Genomic DNA, 17,468 nt, shown 5'->3' with positions numbered 1-17,468 from the left:
CATGGATCTGCGCACGATCGCAATCTTGTTTGCCGCCTATGCGGCAATTTCACTTTTTGTTCCGCGTCTGCTCGCCGAGCCAGCACTGGTGAGCAAACGACCAGGATTCGTTCTCACAGCTTGGCTCATCTCGCTTTCCGTGGCAGCGCTTTCGTTGCTGAGCGCACTGGTGGGACTCATAGCTCTTGCGGTTGCGCAACATAGTGAAGAGGATTTCACCTCAAGTATTTTTGTTCCCATCTTGATCAATGTGTTCGGCTGGGTTGCACTGGGTGCCCTGGGCATATTGGCATTTAGATTCATTGCAGCTCTGAGTGAACTGAAGTCTGCTCGAGACGAGATGGCGCAACGTATTGCGCTCGTCGTCCCCAGCACAGGGGTGAGCACCATCAACGGCCATGCAGTTGCGCTGGTGGTCAGTGACCAACCACTTCTCATGGCCGTTCCCAGTGCCCGCTACATCCTGCTGAGCACGCATCTGAACAACACCCTCAATCCCGAGCTGCTCCATGCTGCCCTCGCCCATGAACAAGCACACCTTGACCAACGCCACGGAATCATCCGCGCTGCTGGCGCTTTAGCCATGGCAGTTGCCCCCGGCTTCTCCGCCAGCGAGCAGATGGCTCAGGCCACTCGCATCACAACCGAGCTTCTTGCCGACGATGCCGCAGCACAGAAGTTCTCCAAGCAGACTGTTGCTCAGGCACTGCGCGCGTGCTTTGGTTCAAGCCCGCTCATCGACGAACGTGTAGCCAGGCTCGAGGCCTAGCACTTGGGATCTGTTGCCGGAACTTTTCCTCTGAGCAAGAACCCGTCCACGGCGTTATTCACGCAGGCGTTGGACTTGTTATAGGCCGTGTGACCTTCACCGTTGTAGGTAACAAGGTGACCACCCTCCAGCTCTTTTGCCAATGCCTGTGCCCAGGCATAGGGAGTTGCTGGGTCTCCGGTTGTTCCCACAACCAGGATGTCGCCAGCTCCCTTGGCGCTGACCTTTCCTGGTTTCATTACGGCTTTGTAGGGCCAGGCGGAGCACAGCTGATCGCCATAGGACATGTAGGGGCCAATGATCGGCGCTTTCTCGACCAGCTTCTGGGCATCTGCTTTCCACTGCGCCGGGTCAGAGGAAACGGGGTAGTCCAAGCAGTTGATGGCAATGAATGCCTCGGTTGAGTTATCGGCATAGGTGCCATCGTCATTGCGGTTGTAATACCAATCAACTGCGCCATAGGCATAGTCGGCATCCCCGTCATTGACCCCAGCAAACACCTTGGTCAAGAAGCTCCATGCTTCTTTGTCATAGAGCGGAGCAATGATGGCGGTGAGCATGGCATCGGCTCCCAGCACGCGACCATCTGAGGCCGTCAGGGGTGAGCTTTCCAAACCAGCCAGGAGATCTCCTACCTGCGCCATTGCAGAATCCACTGATCCCGTGAATGGACAATCGGAGCCAGCAAGGCAGTCGGCGAGATAGGCGCGCAGCGCATTCTCAAAGCCCACTGATTGGGTCAGGTTCACATCAAAACTGCTCGAGGCAGGATCCAACGCTCCATCGAGCACCATGCGGCCCACGTTGCCAGGGAAGTTTTCGGCATAAATTGCACCCAGCAAGGTGCCATAGGAGTAGCCGAGGTAGTTCAGTTCCCGATCCCCCACCACAGCTCGCAGCATGTCGAGGTCGTGAGCTGCGCTCACGGTGTCGACATGGGCCAAGAGGTCACCGGTGTGCTCTGCACAGCCCTGAGCAAATGATTCACTACTCATCTGCCGCTCGTTAAACCACTCAGGAGTATTTCTGGCGGAAACGAAAGGAGCAAAGAGATACTCATCGAGTTGTGCAGGGGTGTCCACACACACCACGGCGGTGGAAGCACCCACCCCTCGAGGATCAAAACCAATCACGTCATAGTTCTTTTGCACCGCACCGCTGACCGCATAATCCAGCGAATTGGCAATGAAGTTCACTCCGGAAGCTCCTGGGCCACCTGGGTTCACAAACAGAGAACCCAGCTTGTTCGACCCAGTGGCCTGATGGCGAACAAGGGCCAACGAGATGGTTTCTCCCGTGGGTTGTGCCCAGTCCAGTGGTGCCGTTGCCGAAGCACACTGCATGCCGTCATGACAGTCAGTCCAGTCCAGGCTTTGCTCATAGAAAGACTGAAGCTCTGCAGGTACTACTTCAGGTGCTTTGGACGGCTCAGGAACGACAGCTGCCGAGCAGGCACTCAACGTTGTGACAACTACTGCCGCTACGAGGGCGCGAAGGAGTGATGTTCTTTTCATGCAGATACTTCAGAACGCGAAGCGCGTATGAGCACAGCTTCCATCGCAAGCGCCGGTGCCACGTTCGAATCAATACGACTCCGAGCCTCACCAATGGCTTCCATGGTGGCGAGGGTGTCCTCGCTTGAGCGAGCAGCGGCAGCTGCACGCAGCTCTGACTCGAACTCCACGTTGATGAGCTCTTCGCTGACGCCCAATTGCAGGCGCAACACGTCACGATAGACCGAGAGCAAGTCGACCAGAATCCGGTCGAGTCCATCACGCAAGCTTCGGGTGGCACGGCGCTTCTGCTGTTCCTCGAGGCCCTTGACTTGGCTGCGCATATTGGAGGGGATGGCATCGCCTTCGGCAATACCCATCGATCTGCGCAGCTGTTCGAGTTCTGCCGCATCTCGCTCATCGGTGAGTGCCTTGGCATCGTCGGTGGCAATTTCAATCATGCGGGCTGCGGCAAGCACAGCTTCACGCACGGTCATGATGTTCAACACCAGGCGTACAGTTTCTTCGCGGCGAGCAGCAGCTTCAGGGTTGGTGGCCAAGCGGTGAGCCATGCCGATGTGTGATTGGGCATGACGAGCGGCGCGTTCTGCAGTGGATGCATCCACACCATCACGAGCGGTAATGAGCTCGGCAACTGCCTGAACACTGGGCACGCGCAATCTCACTGATCGCACGCGGGAACGAATCGTGGGAATTAGGTCTGCCTCACTTGGAGCACACAAGATCCACACCGTGCGCTCTGGTGGCTCTTCGAGTGCTTTGAGTAAGACGTTGGAAGTGCGCTCTGCCATGCGGTCAGCATCTTCAATCACAATGACGCGATAGCGCGCCACGGCAGGCGAATACTGTGAGCTTTGCACCAGCGCACGAACTTCATCGATGGAGATGATGACGCGCTCAGTGGTGAGCGTGGAGAGGTCTGGGTGGGTGCGGGCAGCGACCTGCTTGCAGTCAGCACATGTGCCACACCCGCCCTCGCGACACAGCAGCGACGCAGCGAAAGCATAGGCCAGGTTGGAACGACCAGAACCGGGAGGACCGGTTACCAACCAGGAATGGGTCATTGCAGAATCGTGACTGGTCGAACTCGCCAGTTCTGCCTGGGAGGCAGCACGGAAAACATCAATGGCCTCCTGCTGGCCAACGAGGTCATCCCACACGCTCATAGCTCAAGGCTACCGGCAGTAGCTGACAAGAATCTGACTAGCTCAGCTCTTGTTCAACGCGAGATCGAATAGCAGCAGCTAACTCCTCGATGGGCAAGGTGGCATCAAGCACCAAGAAGCGTTCAGGCTCTGCCTCAGCTAGGGCAAGGAATCCTGCACGCACGCGTGCGTGAAACTCTGCCTTCTCGTTTTCTAGACGATCAAAGGGCTTATCTGCTGCATCCAGACGCGTGCGGGCAAGATTCTCATCGAGATCAAGCAACACGGTCACATCTGGCAGCAAGCTATCGGTTGCCCACAGGGAGAGGTCGCGGATTTCTTTCGAATCCAGCACGCGGCCAGCGCCTTGATATGCCACGGATGAATCGAAGTAGCGGTCTTGGATAACCACGTCACCGCGCTCAAGCGCAGGGCGCACCAAGGTTGCCACGTGGTGAGCACGGTCAGCTGCATAGAGCAGAGCTTCAGCACGGGGATCAATCTCGCCGCGGTGGTGGAGCACGAGGTTGCGCACCTCAACACCCACGTCGGTGCCACCGGGTTCACGGGTGCGCACGACAGTGCGACCTGTTTCGGTGAGCCACTGGGCAAGTAGGCCTGCTTGGGTGGATTTGCCCGAACCGTCTCCACCTTCGAAGGTGATGAACAACCCGGCCATCAGCTACTCGCTGGCCTTGGAAGAAATACCTGACTTGCCCAAGGTGGTGGCTGCCTTCTTTGCGCCTGCCTTCTTCACCACAATGGTGTCGCCGACCTTCTTGGTGTTCTTCTTCGCTGCTGGTTTCTTAGCAGCGGCTTTCTTCGCTGGTGCCTTCTTGCGCACAACCGGTCCCTTGGCGCGCTTGATAGCCAGCAGTTCCACCGCGCGATCGAAGTCGATCTCTTCGGGAACCTCGCCACGAGGAATGGTCGCGTTGGTGGTGCCATCGGTGACATAGGGGCCGAAGCGACCATCCTTGATCTTGATGGGCTTGCCACTTTCAGGGTCAGCATCGAATTCTTTGATCGCACTAGCTGCCTTGCGGGCACCATATTTGGGCTGAGCAAACAGTTCGAGTGCTCCGGCTAGATCAATCGCGAAGATCTGGTCTTCATTCTCGAGTGAACGAGTGTCGGTGCCCTTCTTGAGGTAAGCACCGTAGCGACCATTCTGTGAAGTGATCATCTCGCCCGACTCAGGATCTGCACCCACTTCGCGTGGAAGGTTGAGTAGCTTGAGAGCGGTTTCAAGATCGACGGTGGCAGGATCCATGCTCTTGAAGAGTGACGCGGTGCGAGGCTTAACAACTTCAGCCTTAGCCACGCGCTTCTTCTTTTTGACCTCGACAACCTCACCGGTTGCAGGGTCAATCTCTGCCTCATCGAGGGCAATCTCGGGTTCGGGCTCAAGCTCGGTGACATAGGGACCAAAACGGCCATCCTTTGACACGACTGTCTTGCCGTTTTCTGGGTTCACTCCCAAAACACGGTCGGTGACGATCGGTGCATCGATGAGTTCTTGCACCTTCGCTTCGGTCAGCTCATCAGGAGCGAGGTCCAAAGGAATGTTCACAATGCGAGGCTTCTCATCCTCGGCAGCATCGGGGTTGGTCACCTCGATGTAGGGGCCGTATTTGCCCACGCGAATCGCAGCCCCGCTGTCTCCCACACGGAAGGTGTTGAGCTCACGGGGATCAATGTCGCCGATGTTGTCCAAGATTTCACGCAGACCGTGGTGGCCAGGTTCACCGAAGTAGAACTTCTTCAGCCACTGGGAACCGGTGCCTTCGCCGCCGGCAATCTTGTCGAGATCTTCTTCCATCTCGGCGGTAAAGGCATAGTCGACCAGGTCGGAGTAGTGCTCCTGCATGAGACGAACGATGGAGAACGCAACCCACGCAGGAACAAATGCTGAACCCTTAGGAACCACATAGCCACGGTCCACGATCAGGCCCAGGATGGAGGCATAGGTGGAGGGTCGGCCAATGCCGAGCTCTTCCAACTTCTTCACCAGCGTTGCTTCGGTGTAACGAGGTGGTGGGGTGGTGTCGTGGCCCTTGGCCTCGACATCGGCAAGCACCAACTTCTGACCTTCGGTCATGATGGGAAGCTTGGCTTCAGCCTGAGCGTCCTGAGCGTTGCGCTCTTCATCCGTGCTTTCCTCATACGCATTGAGGAAGCCGCGGAAGGTAATGACTGTTCCACTGGCGGTGAATTCGACAGCATCGCCTGTTGCAGGCGTTGCCTTCACGGTCACGGTGGCAGTTTGACCCTTGGCATCCGCCATCTGAGAAGCAACGGTGCGCTTCCAGATCAGGTCGTAAAGCTTCCACTCGTTGCCGCGCAGAACATTCTGCAATTCGGCAGGGGTCTTGAAGGTTTCACCAGCGGGACGGATTGCCTCGTGTGCTTCTTGAGCGTTCTTGCTCTTTCCCGAGTACTGACGTGGAGCATCCGCTACCTGGTCAGCACCGTAGAGAGCAGTTGCCTGGGTGCGAGCTGCCGCAATTGCCTGCCCAGATAGGGATGGCGAGTCAGTACGCATATAGGTGATGTAACCGTTTTCATACAGACCCTGAGCCACGCTCATGGTCTGTTTGGACGAGAACTTCAGCTTGCGCGATGCCTCCTGCTGCAGCGTGGAAGTAGTGAACGGTGCTGATGGGCGGCGGGTGTAGGGCTTGGTTTCCAGCCCTGCCACCACAATCTCAGTGCTTGCTTCACGAAGTGCAGCAGCAAGTGCAACAGCAGCTTCTTCGCTCAGCAACGTTGCCTTGGTGATCAGCTGACCGTTGTCATCAAAGTCTTTACCTGAAGCAATTGTGTTGCCGCCAACACGAACCAGCTTGGCTTCAAACTGGGTGCTTGCCTCAGTGGAAGTTCCCAATGTGGCGAGCAGATCCCAATAGTTGGCCGAGTTGAAAGCCATGCGTTCACGCTCACGGTCGACCACTAGACGCAATGCAACGGTCTGAACACGACCTGCAGAAGTGCCAGGTCCCACGCGGCGACGCATCACATCGGACATTTCCCAGCCATAGAGTCGGTCGAGAATACGACGTGTCTCTTGTGCATCTACCAGTGCAGTGTCGAGCTCACGAGTGTTCTCTTGGGCTGCCTGGATAGCTTCCTTGGTGATTTCGTGGAACACCATGCGGTGCACAGGAACCTTGGGCTTGAGCACCTGGAGCAGGTGCCATGAGATCGCTTCACCTTCGCGGTCCTCATCAGTTGCGAGGTAGAGCTCGTCGGCGTCTTTGAGTGCCTTCTTCAGTTCGGCAACAGTCTTCTTACTGTTCTCACTGACCACATAGTAGGGCTCGAAGTTGTCTTCAACGTTGACGGCAAACTTTCCAAAGGGACCCTTTTTCATGTCTGCGGGAAGCTCACTGGGCTTGGGCAAGTCACGGATGTGACCTACCGAAGCGAGTACCTCATAGTTGTCGCCCAAGTATTTGCCAATGGTCTTGGCTTTTGCTGGTGACTCAACGATGACGAGCTTTCTCGAGCTAGACAAACATTCCTCCGAAATAAATGGCGTTCCAAAAGGTCAAGATACACGGCAAATTGAGTTCGTCAATCACGGAAGAGAATTTTGGGGACCTGCTTTGGCCCTAGTGTGGGTCAAAAATCCCAAAACGGTGACCTGGAAGGTCACCCGCGTAATGAGATGATCCACCTCACATTTTTCTAATTCAAAGTGGTGTGCTTCGGCGAGTCTTTCCGCGCGATCACAGGGATATCCGGGAATTCGCCCCGAGGCGGCATCCGCTGCCTCGAGGGCGGCTTGGTCTGTTACTGACTGTGCTCTATCGAGGGTGATCAAGGCAGTTCCGAAAAAAAGTAAAAGACTTGTCACTGAAATTACTCCCCCGACCAGAATCAGGGTTGCCGCAGCACTAGAGCCTTGCTCAGTTTGCATCGACAACACACTCCCTCACCTTCACCTCGTGAACGAGCAATGACAGCGGTCCAGCGCCGACTGATTGGCGCAACGTGACACACACCAATTCCCCATCGTGTTCGTGGGCGAGTAGTGCCGCGGCGTTTGCCGCGGCCATGTTCGCGACCACGATGGACACGTCCGTTCCACGGGAGAGCTGCCCTGCCGCCTGCCTAGCGAGCGCAGCATTGGTCAGCTGCATGCCCAGAGCAGCGATGGCTTGTAAGCACAGCCCCAGGATCAACATGATCACCGGCAGAACCATGGCGAGCTCTGCGGTGACACTACCCTCCGAACGTGAGAGCACGATGCACCATGTCGGTCAGGATTTGCTTCACCTCATCACCGCGCAGGATGGCCACCAGCAGACCAGCAAATCCCACCGCCGCCATGGTGGCAATGGCGTATTCCGCCGTTGCCGAACCGTCCTCTTTATACAGACGTGTGAATGCCTGTCGTATTCGTTGAGTTCTCATGTTCACCTCACCTTTCGGTGACTATTAGAACCAGTGAGAACTGCACGTTTTCGTACCTCTATATAAGAGGTGTGTGAAGCCTAGGTATTCAGTGCTGTGGAGGAGAGCATGCTGGCCACAATCGGCAGCACTCCCACGGCAATAAATGCGGGCAAAACGCACACCCCGAGCGGAATCATCAGATGAACCGCAAGCTTCTCTACACGAATCTGGGCATATTCCCGTGCTGCCAGTCGTGCTTGTGTGGCACGCTCTCGCAGCAGCCCCACCAGCGCCACCCCCGTAGTTCTCGACAACTGTGCCAGAGAGTTACTCTCTTCCCTTTCTTTCGTTGCCTCGGATGGACTCAGATAATTCTGCGCAATGGACTCCGCCCAGGACTGGGAGGCCGAAAGTGATTGCCCTGCAGCAAGGGAGATGGCCATGCACTCTAAGGACATGCCCCGAGACCAGGACCACAGTTGTGCTGTGTGCAGCATTCGCCTGGACCAGCGCTGGGCAACAAACATCAGCCCTCCCGCAAACAGCAGAATGACCCAGCCCATGACTGTGCCCAGCAGAAACCCCCACGGGTCATAGCCTGCAACTACACCTCCGGCGAGCGCGAGCAGAGGTAACCCCATCACTAGACGTGTTGCTGCCTGAGGTCCTGCCATCTGGACCCGGGCAGCTCGGGCATTCTCTGCAGCAGCTGCAAAGCTCTCTGAACACACATCAAACACGGCAGCTGGTGCTGCTCCAGTGTCGAGGACGAATGTCCACACTTCATGCAAGAACGCCTCTGGGGTTCCCCTGGTGGGGGTTGTGATCTCAAGCTTGGCCTCTCGCGCAGCCATCGAAAGTGAGAGACCTGCTCGCAACAGCGAGGCCATCAACTGTGTCTTGCTGGAGAGAGCGCGAAGCTGATGTTCTTCTTCAGATGCTGAGCTCGCGAAGTGTAAGTGCACCTTCTTTTTGAGTAAATTCACCCAGTGCTGCAATGCGTCGACCATGTTCACCTCGTTCCAGGTGAACAACTAGATCTAGACCACCTAGGACAAGCGCAGAGAGAAGTTCGACACTCATCCCAGCCAGGAATCCCAGTGCAGATAATCGTGCTGGCACTTCTTCCAGGGAATTGGCATGCACAGTGAGACCCCCTCCGGTGTGACCGGTGTTCAGCGCTGCAAGCACTGGTGCGATTTCTGCCCCGCGGCATTCACCCAACACCAAGCGATCTGCTCTCATGCGAAGTGCGTGGGGCACGAGAGATTCCAGGGGTATTCCCCCGGCTCCTTCCACATTGGCTTGCCGTGCTTCGAGTGAAATCACTTGGGGATGGGCAATCTGGAGTTCGCCCACATCTTCGAGCACCACGATGCGTTCGGTGTGAGCAACTGTGGAAAGGAGATGCCCGAGAAGTGAAGTCTTTCCTGTTCCTGCGGCACCGGTAATGAGAATGGTGCGCTTGCTGCGCACAGCACTCAGGAGAAAGTCTCGTTGGCGGGCAGTGATGAAACCTGAGTCGATACGGTCATCCCAGCTCAGGCCTGTGGTTCGTGGAATACGAATCGAGATGGTCGTTCCTGAGCTGGCGATCGGTTCCAGCACGGCATGCACGCGAATGTTTCCCGATAGTCGCACATCCACGCAGGGGTGTGCTTGGTCGATGTGTCGTCCGCCGTGTCCAATGAGTTCAACGGCAAGGTGGCGCACGTCAATTTCGCTGGCCCTCCAGGCCACATCACGAACGAGACCTGCCCCTTTATCTATCCAGAGCCCGGCATGAGCGGAAATGAGGATGTCGGTGACCTCGGGGTCGTGAAGGTAGCTGTCCAGCCTGGCGCGCATCGGGTAAAAATAGGCAAAAAATCCATCATGTGGGAATTTTTGGGCCCTTTTGGGGGTATTTGTACCCCTTTTGCCCCTGTGGAGGACTAGGCGTACGCACCCGAATGATCTGCTTAACGTAGGAAGGCGACACCAGTTGGGGGGAACGGTGTCGCCTTCGTGGCGCCAGATTGGGGGAATCGGCGGCGCCACCAGTCAGATACGAAGCTCTGAACTATTCGAGTGTAGAACAAAAAACTGAATATTTTCTGTACCCCGAGTACAAAAAGTAACTTTGTATACAAAGTGTGTTTTTGGGAGTAATCTCAGTACAGACTTAGTTCACGTTTTAGTCACCGCCCAATGAAGTGAGGTGCTCGAAATGAGCAACAATATTGACAACCTGATGCACGAAGATCGTCGCTTCCCACCTAGCGCCGAATTCACCGCACAAGCTGTTGGTCAAGCCAGTTTGTATGCAGAAGCAAACCAGGACCGCCTGGGCTTCTGGGACAAGCAAGCAAAAGAGCTGCTGCACTGGCACAAGCCCTTCACTCGCGTTCTCGACTGGAGCGATGCACCCGTTGCGAAGTGGTTCGATGACGGTGAACTCAACGTGGCCTACAACTGCCTCGACCGTCACGTGCTCGAAGGCCGCGGAGACCGCGTCGCCATCTATGGCGAAGGCGAGCCCGGAGATCAGCGTGTATACACATACAGCGAATTAACCGCAGAAGTTAAGCGCGTCGCTAACGTATTCCTCTCCCTGGGCGTCACTGCAGGTGACCGTATTGCGATTTACATGCCCATGATTCCTGAGGCTGTCATCACCATGCTGGCCTCTGCACGTATTGGTGCCGTTCACACCGTCGTCTTCGGTGGTTTCTCGGCAGATAGCCTGCGCAGCCGCATCGACGACGCCGAAGCAAAGCTCGTTGTCACCGCTGATGGTGGTTGGCGCAAGGGCAAGGTATTCCCCCTCAAGCCAACCGTGGATGCAGCACTGGAAGCTAACGGTGGCGGAAGCACCGTGACCAACGTGCTCGTGGTCAAGCGTGGCGAGAACGAGGTTGCTTGGACCGAAGGTCGCGACATCTGGTGGGATGACGCTAAGGCAGGCGTGGAAGCAGAGCACGTAGCTCAGGGCTTCCCCGCAGAGCACCCCCTCTTCATCCTGTACACCTCGGGTACGACGGGAAAGCCCAAGGGCATCCTGCACACCACCGGTGGCTACCTCACTCAGGCAGCGTTTACCCACAAGAACATCTTCGATTTGCACGCAGAAACAGATGTCTACTGGTGCACCGCCGACGTGGGCTGGATTACCGGTCACTCCTATGTGGTTTACGGACCCCTTGCTAACGGTGCAACCCAGGTTGTCTATGAGGGCACCCCAGACGCACCACACCCAGGTCGCTGGTGGGAAATCATCGAGAAGTACAAGGTCTCGATCCTCTACACCGCGCCTACCGCTATTCGTTCCTTCATGAAGCTCGGCCGCGAAATTCCTGCCAAGTTCGACCTCTCCAGCATTCGCGTGCTGGGTTCGGTAGGTGAACCCATCAACCCTGAGGCATGGATTTGGTACCACGACATCATTGGTGGCGGTAAGGCACCGATTGTGGACACCTGGTGGCAGACCGAGACTGGAGCAATCATGATTGCTGCTCTGCCCGGTGTCACCACTCTCAAGCCAGGTTCAGCCCAGGTGCCCATCCCCGGTGTCGTGATCGACATCCTGGATGAGCAGGGCGTTCACCAGGGCAAGAACTCGGGTGGACTGCTGGTTATCTCCGAACCTTGGCCTTCGATGCTTCGCGGAATTTGGGGAGACCCTGCCCGCTTCCAGGAGACCTACTGGGAGAAGTTCGGCGACAAGTACTTCGCTGGCGACGGTGCACGTTACGACCGCGACGGCGACATCTGGCTCCTAGGCCGTGTCGACGACGTGATGAACGTCTCTGGTCACCGTCTCTCCACTGCAGAGATTGAGTCCGCTCTGGTGGGCAACCAGATCGTGGCAGAAGCTGCTGTGGTGGGTGCTGCTGATGAAACAACCGGTCAGGCCGTTGTTGCATTCGTCATCCTCAAGAAGAGCCACGTCAACGACCAGACTCCTGAGGAAGCAAGTGCAATCCTGCGCAAGCACGTTGCCGAGCAGATTGGTGCAATTGCTCGCCCCTCGAAGGTTTACATCGTGGACGAGCTGCCCAAGACCCGCTCCGGCAAGATCATGCGCCGACTGCTCCAGGACGTTGCTGAAGGTCGCGAGATTGGTGACACCACCACCCTCGCCGACACGGGTGTGGTCAGCATCATTAGTGCACAGGTTCACTAACCAACTCAACGAAGCTCAACAAAAAGATCCCCAGGCCTTATGGCCTGGGGATCTTTATTGATGTTGTGAACGTGTTCTTGTGGACTACTTGAACGAGACCACAATCTCGACCTCAACGGGTGCATCCAGTGGAAGCACGGCAACACCCACGGCAGAGCGGGCGTGAACGCCGGCGTCGCCGAAGATTTCTCCGAGAACTTCGGAAGCTCCGTTGATCACACCGGGCTGACCAGTGAATGCAGGGTCGCTCGAAACGAAACCGACAACCTTGACCACGCGGGTCACACGGTTGAGGTCACCGAGTACGGACTTCACCGCGGCGAGCGCGTTGAGTGCACAGGTGCGAGCGTATTCCTTGGCATCAGATGCAGGAATGAGTCCGTGGCCTTCGCCCACCTTCCCGGTGGCAGGAAGTGCGCCAGAGACCATGGGTAGCTGACCTGAAGTGAAGACGAGGTCTCCGTGAATGACGGCAGGGGTGTAGGCCGCAACGGGGGGAACCAGGTCGGGGATGTCAATGCCGAGTTCGGCCAGACGTGCGTCAATGTTGGACATGTTTTATTCCTTACTTGTGGCTAGTCAGCCAGTGGTCGTTTGAGGTATGCAACCAGCCCGCCTTCGGGACCGGTGACGATTTGAACGAGCTCCCAGCCTTCTGAACCCCAGGTATTCAAAATGGCTGTGGTGTTGTGAATAAGCAGAGGAGTGGTGATGTATTCCCACTTGGTGGTGGCCATGGGTCTCCGTTCGGTTATTTCTCAGAAATACGGGCTAAATTAGAGTCTATGTTTGCCAAGAAGCCTACGCGTTCAGGAATCATCGGGGGACTGCTCGCATTTGTCGGCATGAGTGCTGTTGCATCAGTTCTCATTGCTGCTGCAGTGACCCCTGCTATCGCCGTGACTGGCGTGACAGCCAACAGTGCGCTGGGCGTATTTGACGAACTCCCCGCATACCTCAAGATCAACGACTTGGCCGAAAAGTCGAGCATGTATGCCAAGGCTGAGGACGGTACTGACGTTCTCCTGGCTTCGTTCTATGCACAGAACCGCATCACTGTTCCACTCAAAGACATCTCCAACTACGCCATTGACGCCGCAATTGCGACCGAAGACCCCCGCTTCTATGAGCACGGTGGTGTTGACCTCATTGGTACTGCCCGCGCCATCATCTCGAACGCAACCGGTGGCAGCGTGCAGGGTGGTTCTTCCATCAGCCAGCAGTATGTGAAGAACATCTTGGTGATGCGCGCCGAAGAAATCTCTGACCCTGATGCGCGTAAGGCTGCCTACTACGCAGCTACCCAGACCAGCATTGAGCGCAAGCTCAAGGAAATGAAGCTGGCGATTAGCATCGAATCCAAGTACTCCAAGGATGAGATCCTCAACGGCTACCTCAACATTGCTTCCTTCGGTGGCCGTGTCTACGGTATTGAAACTGCTGCTGAGTACTACTTCGGCGTCAAGGCTAAAGACCTCACTCTGGCTCAAGCAGCCAGCTTGATCGCCACCGTGAACAACCCCAACAACTTGCGTATCGACATCGCTGAGAACGTTCCCTACAACGAGAAGCGTCGTAACTACGTCCTTGGTCGCATGCTTGCTGAAGGCAAGATCACCGACAAGCAATACAAGGAAGCAGTAGCAGAACCTGTTACTCCCGTGATTACTCCGTCGAGCACCGGTTGCCAGACTGCCGGTGGTGCTGCGTTCTTCTGTGACTACGTCACCTGGATCATCAAGAACGACCCCGCCTTCGGTGCGACCGAAGACGAGCGCTGGGCAGCATTCCAGCGCGGTGGTTGGAAGATCATGACCACACTGGATGTCGAGATGCAGGCAGCTGCAGAAACTGCACTCAATGAGCGCGTGCCCAAGATTGTTCCCGAAGGTGACATCGCAGGTTCTGCCGTTTCTGTTCAGGTTGGCACCGGACGTGTACTCGCCATGGCACAAAGCAAGGATTACTCTGCAGACCCCGAGGTTGTTGCATCAGGCGCCAACTTCACCTCGGTGAACTACAACACCGACAGCAAGTACGGTAGCTCCACCGGATTCCCCGTGGGTTCGACCTACAAGATCTTCACCCTGATCGAATGGCTCAAGCAGGGCCACGGTCTCAATGAGGTTGTTTCCGGCAAGGTCAAAGACTGGAAGATGACGGAGTTTAAGAACAGCTGTGAACCCACCGGTGGCCCCAACTGGCGCCCCGTGAACTACGCCGGTGCATTCGACTCCACCACCACCGTGATGAACGCGTTGAAGAACTCCTACAACCTGAACTTCATCACCATGGCCTCGAAGATGGACCTGTGTAACATCCGTAAGGATGCTGAAGCATTCGGTGTTCACCGTGCTGACTACCAGCAGTTGAAGTCCAACCCGTCAACCATTATTGGTACCGAGGAAATCGCTCCGCTGACCATGGCAGTTGCTACTGCGGGTATTGCGAACGACGGTAAGACCTGTACTGCTATCGCCATCGATGAAATCATCGACTACAAGGGTAAGAAGATTACGCCCCCCAAGACCAAGTGCACCCAGTCGGTTACCCCCGCTATTGCTCGCACCACCGCATATGCGATGGAGAATGTGCACTCAGCCGGTGGTACTGCTGCACGCGCTGCAGTTGGAGATGACATCCCCTGGATTGCCAAGACCGGTACCTCCGATAACGCGGAACAGAACTGGATCATGGGTTCAACCACCAAGGTTGCCACCGTGGTCTGGCTCGGTAACGTTTCCGGTCACGTCGCACTCTCGAGTGTCGACTTCACCGGCGGTCGCCAATACAACACCAAGCAAGACATCTGGCGAGACATCATGACGGTGGCAAACCGCCAGTTCGGTGGTGACGCCTTCGGCGCACCAGATCCAAACCTGGTCAAGGGTAAGTCCGTCAGTGTTCCTGCCATCCAGGGCCTCACCAAGGAACAGGCACAATCACTCATTGAGAGTGTTGGTCTGACCTTCGTTGATGGTGGCGAGATGGACTCAGAACTCCCCCTCAACACCGTTGCGAAGTCGGAACCAGCTTCTGGTGAACCCACTGCAGTTGGTGGCGAGGTCAAGGTCTACTTCTCTAACCACACCCTGGTTGCTGGACCACCCAGCACCGTGGGCATGACTGAGACTCAGGCTCGCAGCACCCTGGTTGCTGCTGGCTGGACTGTTGCTCCCACGGTGGAACTGCCCATCCCAGATGCGCTGTGTCCTGTGCCACTTCCACCTGCTCCAACCCCTGCACCAACTCCAAGTGCGTCTCCCACGGCCTGCCCTGGCCAGCCGAACCCACTGCCTGTTGGTCAGCGTCTGGTTGTCACGCAGACACCTTCTGGTGGCTTCGTCAAACCAACCACACCAATCGTCATTACCGTCCAGAAGTAATGAGCTCCTCCTCATCACTTGGCCGCGATGTCCTTCTGGGCATCGGGCTGATTGGTGCAGGTGCGCTGGTGTGGGGAACGCTGATTGAACGCAATGCGTTCACGCTCCGTCAGATAGAAGCACAGGTTCTCGAGCCTGGCTCTGCCCCCTTGCGCGTGCTCCACATCTCCGATCTTCACCTTGCCCCCTGGCAAAAGGGAAAGATGGAGTGGATTCGCTCATTGGCATCACTCTCGCCTGACCTGATTGTGAACACCGGAGACAACCTCGGTCACGAGAAGGCACTGCCTGCTCTCGAGGAGACTCTGCGGGCATTTGCTGGGGTTCCTGGGGTGTTCGTCAACGGTTCCAACGATTACTTTGCTCCAGAGTTCAAAAACCCCTTCGCTTACTTCGCAGGACCCTCCAAGGCAACCAAGGTTGCCACCCGGTTAGACACTGCAGCTTTGATGGAGTTTTTCACTGAGGAAATGGGCTGGGCTAATCTCAACAACTCCGCCGCAACGCTGACCATTGGCAGCCGTCGCATCGACTTCATGGGCGTGGACGATCCTCACCGCTGCTTTGATTCGCTCTCCCGGATGGAGCGCGCACTCGAGTCCATTCAGTCTGAGGACTTCCTGTCTGAGACCACACCGGAAATCACCATGGGTGTTGCACACGCGCCCTATCAGCGCATTCTGAACGACTTCGTCACGCAGGGTGCTGACATGATCTTTGCCGGCCACACGCATGGCGGTCAGGTGTGTGTTCCAGGCTTTGGCGCCCTCGTCACCAACTGCGACATCCCCCGTGACCAGGTCAAGGGACTGAGCTCCTGGCGCCACGGCAGCCGCACAGCAGCCCTCAATGTCTCTGCCGGTGTTGGCACATCAATTTATGCACCCGTGCGCTTTGCCTGTGCTCCGGAGGCGTCACTCGTGACCCTCACCGCACGCGAAGGCTAAAGCTTAGAAGTAAACCTCTTTGCGGAACATGCGGTTGAGCTTGCCTGCAATGCGGTAGCCGAACTTGTTCCACAGCTTGGTCTTCTTTTCATCCACGACCAGGTCGTAGGTTCCCACTCGGTCGATCACGATGGGGCTCAGGCTGGTCTTGAACATGCCAATGCCGTGCAAGTGGTGGGAGGTGTCCTTGAGCTGGTCAGATGGTGGGCACCCCATCATGTCGTAGCTGACAGCCTGACCACGTGCTTTGTGCCATTCGATGATGTGCCACTGCAAGGCGTGGCTTGCGCCATAGGCCTTGCGGTCACGAATAGACGCACCGTCTTTATACCAAGCCTTGTAGCCCAGCCAGCCAGTGTAGGCACCGGCAACAACCTCACCATCGACGTAGGCGAAGAACATCTTGCCCTGGTCACGCTTGGCGTATTCGTTCCAGAACGAGACGTAGTAGTCGTAGGTGCGAATCATGAAGCCAGCGTCGTCACCGGTTGCGCCCAGGAGCTTGTACATGATGCGCATGTTCTCTTCGGTCAGCGGCGCCTCTGCCACGGTCACGCCATCGCGAATAGCGCGACGGATCGCATAGCGACCCTTCTGCGGCATGTTCGCCATGATGGTGTCGATGTCGGGGGTGAGATCCAGCATCACGGTTGAGGAGATGGGCTGAACGTTGTCCACCTTGATCAGACCGGCATTAAGCAGGGTCTGATCTGCGCGGTCAGAGACAAGAATCTCTGACTCCAGCTTGACCAGGAATACGCCGTGCCCAGCTGCGAATTCTTTGAGTGCGGGCACAACAGCAGCAACCTGTTCCGCGGTGGCAAAACCTGGACCGGTGGGCGCATACCAGAGCTTGCCCAGTCCCGGAATGCTGCGTTCGATAAAGAGACCAGCAACCTGAGGTGCTGCTTCTGTGTTGGCCTCGTTGAAGATGAGGTGGCGAGCACTCCAGCCACCAATCGCCTTCGCAATGGCGAAGCTTTCGGTCTGATACATCGACCCGTGATCAGGGTTAGCAATGACCAGATTGTCCCAATTGGCAATCTCTGCGTCGGTCGCGAAGCGCACTGGAAGAGTCATCGAACTAAGCTTAGGGCAAGTACTTTGTGCCAAAACTAAAGGCCCTCAGCGTGGGAAGGAA

At 56.6% G+C, this 17,468-nt stretch carries 16 protein-coding genes; 4 read left to right on the top strand and 12 right to left on the bottom strand.

The genetic code is table 11. From position 1 onward, the window contains the following. Position 1: 1 nt before the first annotated feature. Positions 2-769: a M48 family metalloprotease gene (locus M2120_RS07355; RefSeq protein ID WP_280798042.1), complete on the top strand. Its 768-nt coding sequence runs from the start codon at positions 2-4 to the stop codon at positions 767-769. Here the strand turns inward: M2120_RS07355 and M2120_RS07350 are convergent. From M2120_RS07350 to M2120_RS07310, 9 genes are all read right to left on the bottom strand, one after another. Next, positions 766-2,283 carry an alpha/beta hydrolase gene (locus tag M2120_RS07350; protein ID WP_280798041.1) on the bottom strand — a complete coding sequence of 506 codons (1,518 nt, stop codon included), beginning with the start codon at positions 2,281-2,283 and terminating at the stop codon, positions 766-768. The two genes, M2120_RS07355 and M2120_RS07350, sit on opposite strands and share 4 nt — an antisense overlap. Next, positions 2,280-3,449, bottom strand: a complete 1,170-nt coding sequence (locus M2120_RS07345; RefSeq protein ID WP_280798040.1) for a DNA polymerase III subunit delta' — start codon at positions 3,447-3,449, stop codon at positions 2,280-2,282. Before M2120_RS07345 ends, M2120_RS07350 begins: the two co-directional genes overlap by 4 nt. A 37-nt stretch (positions 3,450-3,486) precedes the next feature. Beyond that, positions 3,487-4,107 (bottom strand): dTMP kinase, encoded by a 621-nt coding sequence (gene tmk, locus M2120_RS07340; RefSeq protein ID WP_432418536.1) that lies wholly within the window; start codon positions 4,105-4,107, stop codon positions 3,487-3,489. A 3-nt stretch (positions 4,108-4,110) separates the two neighbouring features. After that, entirely contained in the window at positions 4,111-6,945 is a 2,835-nt protein-coding gene (topA, locus tag M2120_RS07335) for a type I DNA topoisomerase (protein ID WP_280798039.1), read from the bottom strand. A 63-nt stretch (positions 6,946-7,008) separates the two neighbouring features. Then, positions 7,009-7,350, bottom strand: a complete 342-nt coding sequence (locus M2120_RS07330; RefSeq protein ID WP_280798038.1) for an Rv3654c family TadE-like protein — start codon at positions 7,348-7,350, stop codon at positions 7,009-7,011. Continuing rightward, positions 7,340-7,678, bottom strand: coding sequence for a hypothetical protein (locus M2120_RS07325; protein WP_280798037.1), 339 nt, complete (start codon positions 7,676-7,678; stop codon positions 7,340-7,342). Before M2120_RS07325 ends, M2120_RS07330 begins: the two co-directional genes overlap by 11 nt. Continuing rightward, positions 7,656-7,847: a DUF4244 domain-containing protein gene (locus M2120_RS07320; RefSeq protein ID WP_280798036.1), complete on the bottom strand. Its 192-nt coding sequence runs from the start codon at positions 7,845-7,847 to the stop codon at positions 7,656-7,658. Before M2120_RS07320 ends, M2120_RS07325 begins: the two co-directional genes overlap by 23 nt. Positions 7,848-7,927: 80 nt before the next feature. Further along, entirely contained in the window at positions 7,928-8,719 is a 792-nt protein-coding gene (locus M2120_RS07315; RefSeq protein WP_280798035.1) for a hypothetical protein, read from the bottom strand. Between the two features lie 43 nt (positions 8,720-8,762). Continuing rightward, entirely contained in the window at positions 8,763-9,677 is a 915-nt protein-coding gene (locus M2120_RS07310; protein WP_280798034.1) for a CpaF family protein, read from the bottom strand. 361 nt (positions 9,678-10,038) lie between these two features. Here M2120_RS07310 and acs point away from each other — a divergent pair, with 361 nt between their 5' ends. Continuing rightward, positions 10,039-11,994: an acetate--CoA ligase gene (gene acs / locus M2120_RS07305; RefSeq protein WP_280798033.1), complete on the top strand. Its 1,956-nt coding sequence runs from the start codon at positions 10,039-10,041 to the stop codon at positions 11,992-11,994. A gap of 84 nt (positions 11,995-12,078) precedes the next feature. On the opposite strand, the gene M2120_RS07300 is transcribed toward acs, so the two are convergent. After that, a complete protein-coding gene (locus tag M2120_RS07300; RefSeq protein WP_280798032.1) occupies positions 12,079-12,549 on the bottom strand; it encodes a RidA family protein in 471 nt (156 codons plus the stop codon). 20 nt (positions 12,550-12,569) lie between these two features. After that, the gene (locus tag M2120_RS07295; RefSeq protein WP_280798031.1) at positions 12,570-12,731 is read right to left on the bottom strand and encodes a hypothetical protein; all 162 of its coding nucleotides are present in this window, start codon (positions 12,729-12,731) and stop codon (positions 12,570-12,572) included. A 48-nt stretch (positions 12,732-12,779) separates the two neighbouring features. On the opposite strand from M2120_RS07295, the gene M2120_RS07290 reads away from it, so the two are divergent. Both M2120_RS07290 and M2120_RS07285 read left to right on the top strand, forming a co-directional pair. Continuing rightward, a complete protein-coding gene (locus M2120_RS07290) occupies positions 12,780-15,380 on the top strand; it encodes a transglycosylase domain-containing protein (RefSeq protein WP_280798030.1) in 2,601 nt (866 codons plus the stop codon). Then, complete coding sequence (locus M2120_RS07285) at positions 15,380-16,327, top strand: metallophosphoesterase (protein WP_280798029.1); 948 nt, start codon at positions 15,380-15,382, stop codon at positions 16,325-16,327. The genes M2120_RS07290 and M2120_RS07285 overlap by 1 nt, the downstream gene beginning before the upstream one ends. Positions 16,328-16,330: 3 nt before the next feature. On the opposite strand, the gene M2120_RS07280 is transcribed toward M2120_RS07285, so the two are convergent. After that, positions 16,331-17,407, bottom strand: a complete 1,077-nt coding sequence (locus tag M2120_RS07280) for a lipid II:glycine glycyltransferase FemX (RefSeq protein ID WP_280798028.1) — start codon at positions 17,405-17,407, stop codon at positions 16,331-16,333. Positions 17,408-17,468 lie beyond the last annotated feature (61 nt).

The organism is Aurantimicrobium minutum (assembly GCF_029893825.1).
Taxonomy (GTDB): domain Bacteria; phylum Actinomycetota; class Actinomycetes; order Actinomycetales; family Microbacteriaceae; genus Aurantimicrobium; species Aurantimicrobium minutum_C.
The sequence above is the reverse complement of the archived record's forward strand: the minus strand, read 5'-3'. Positions and strand labels throughout refer to the sequence as shown.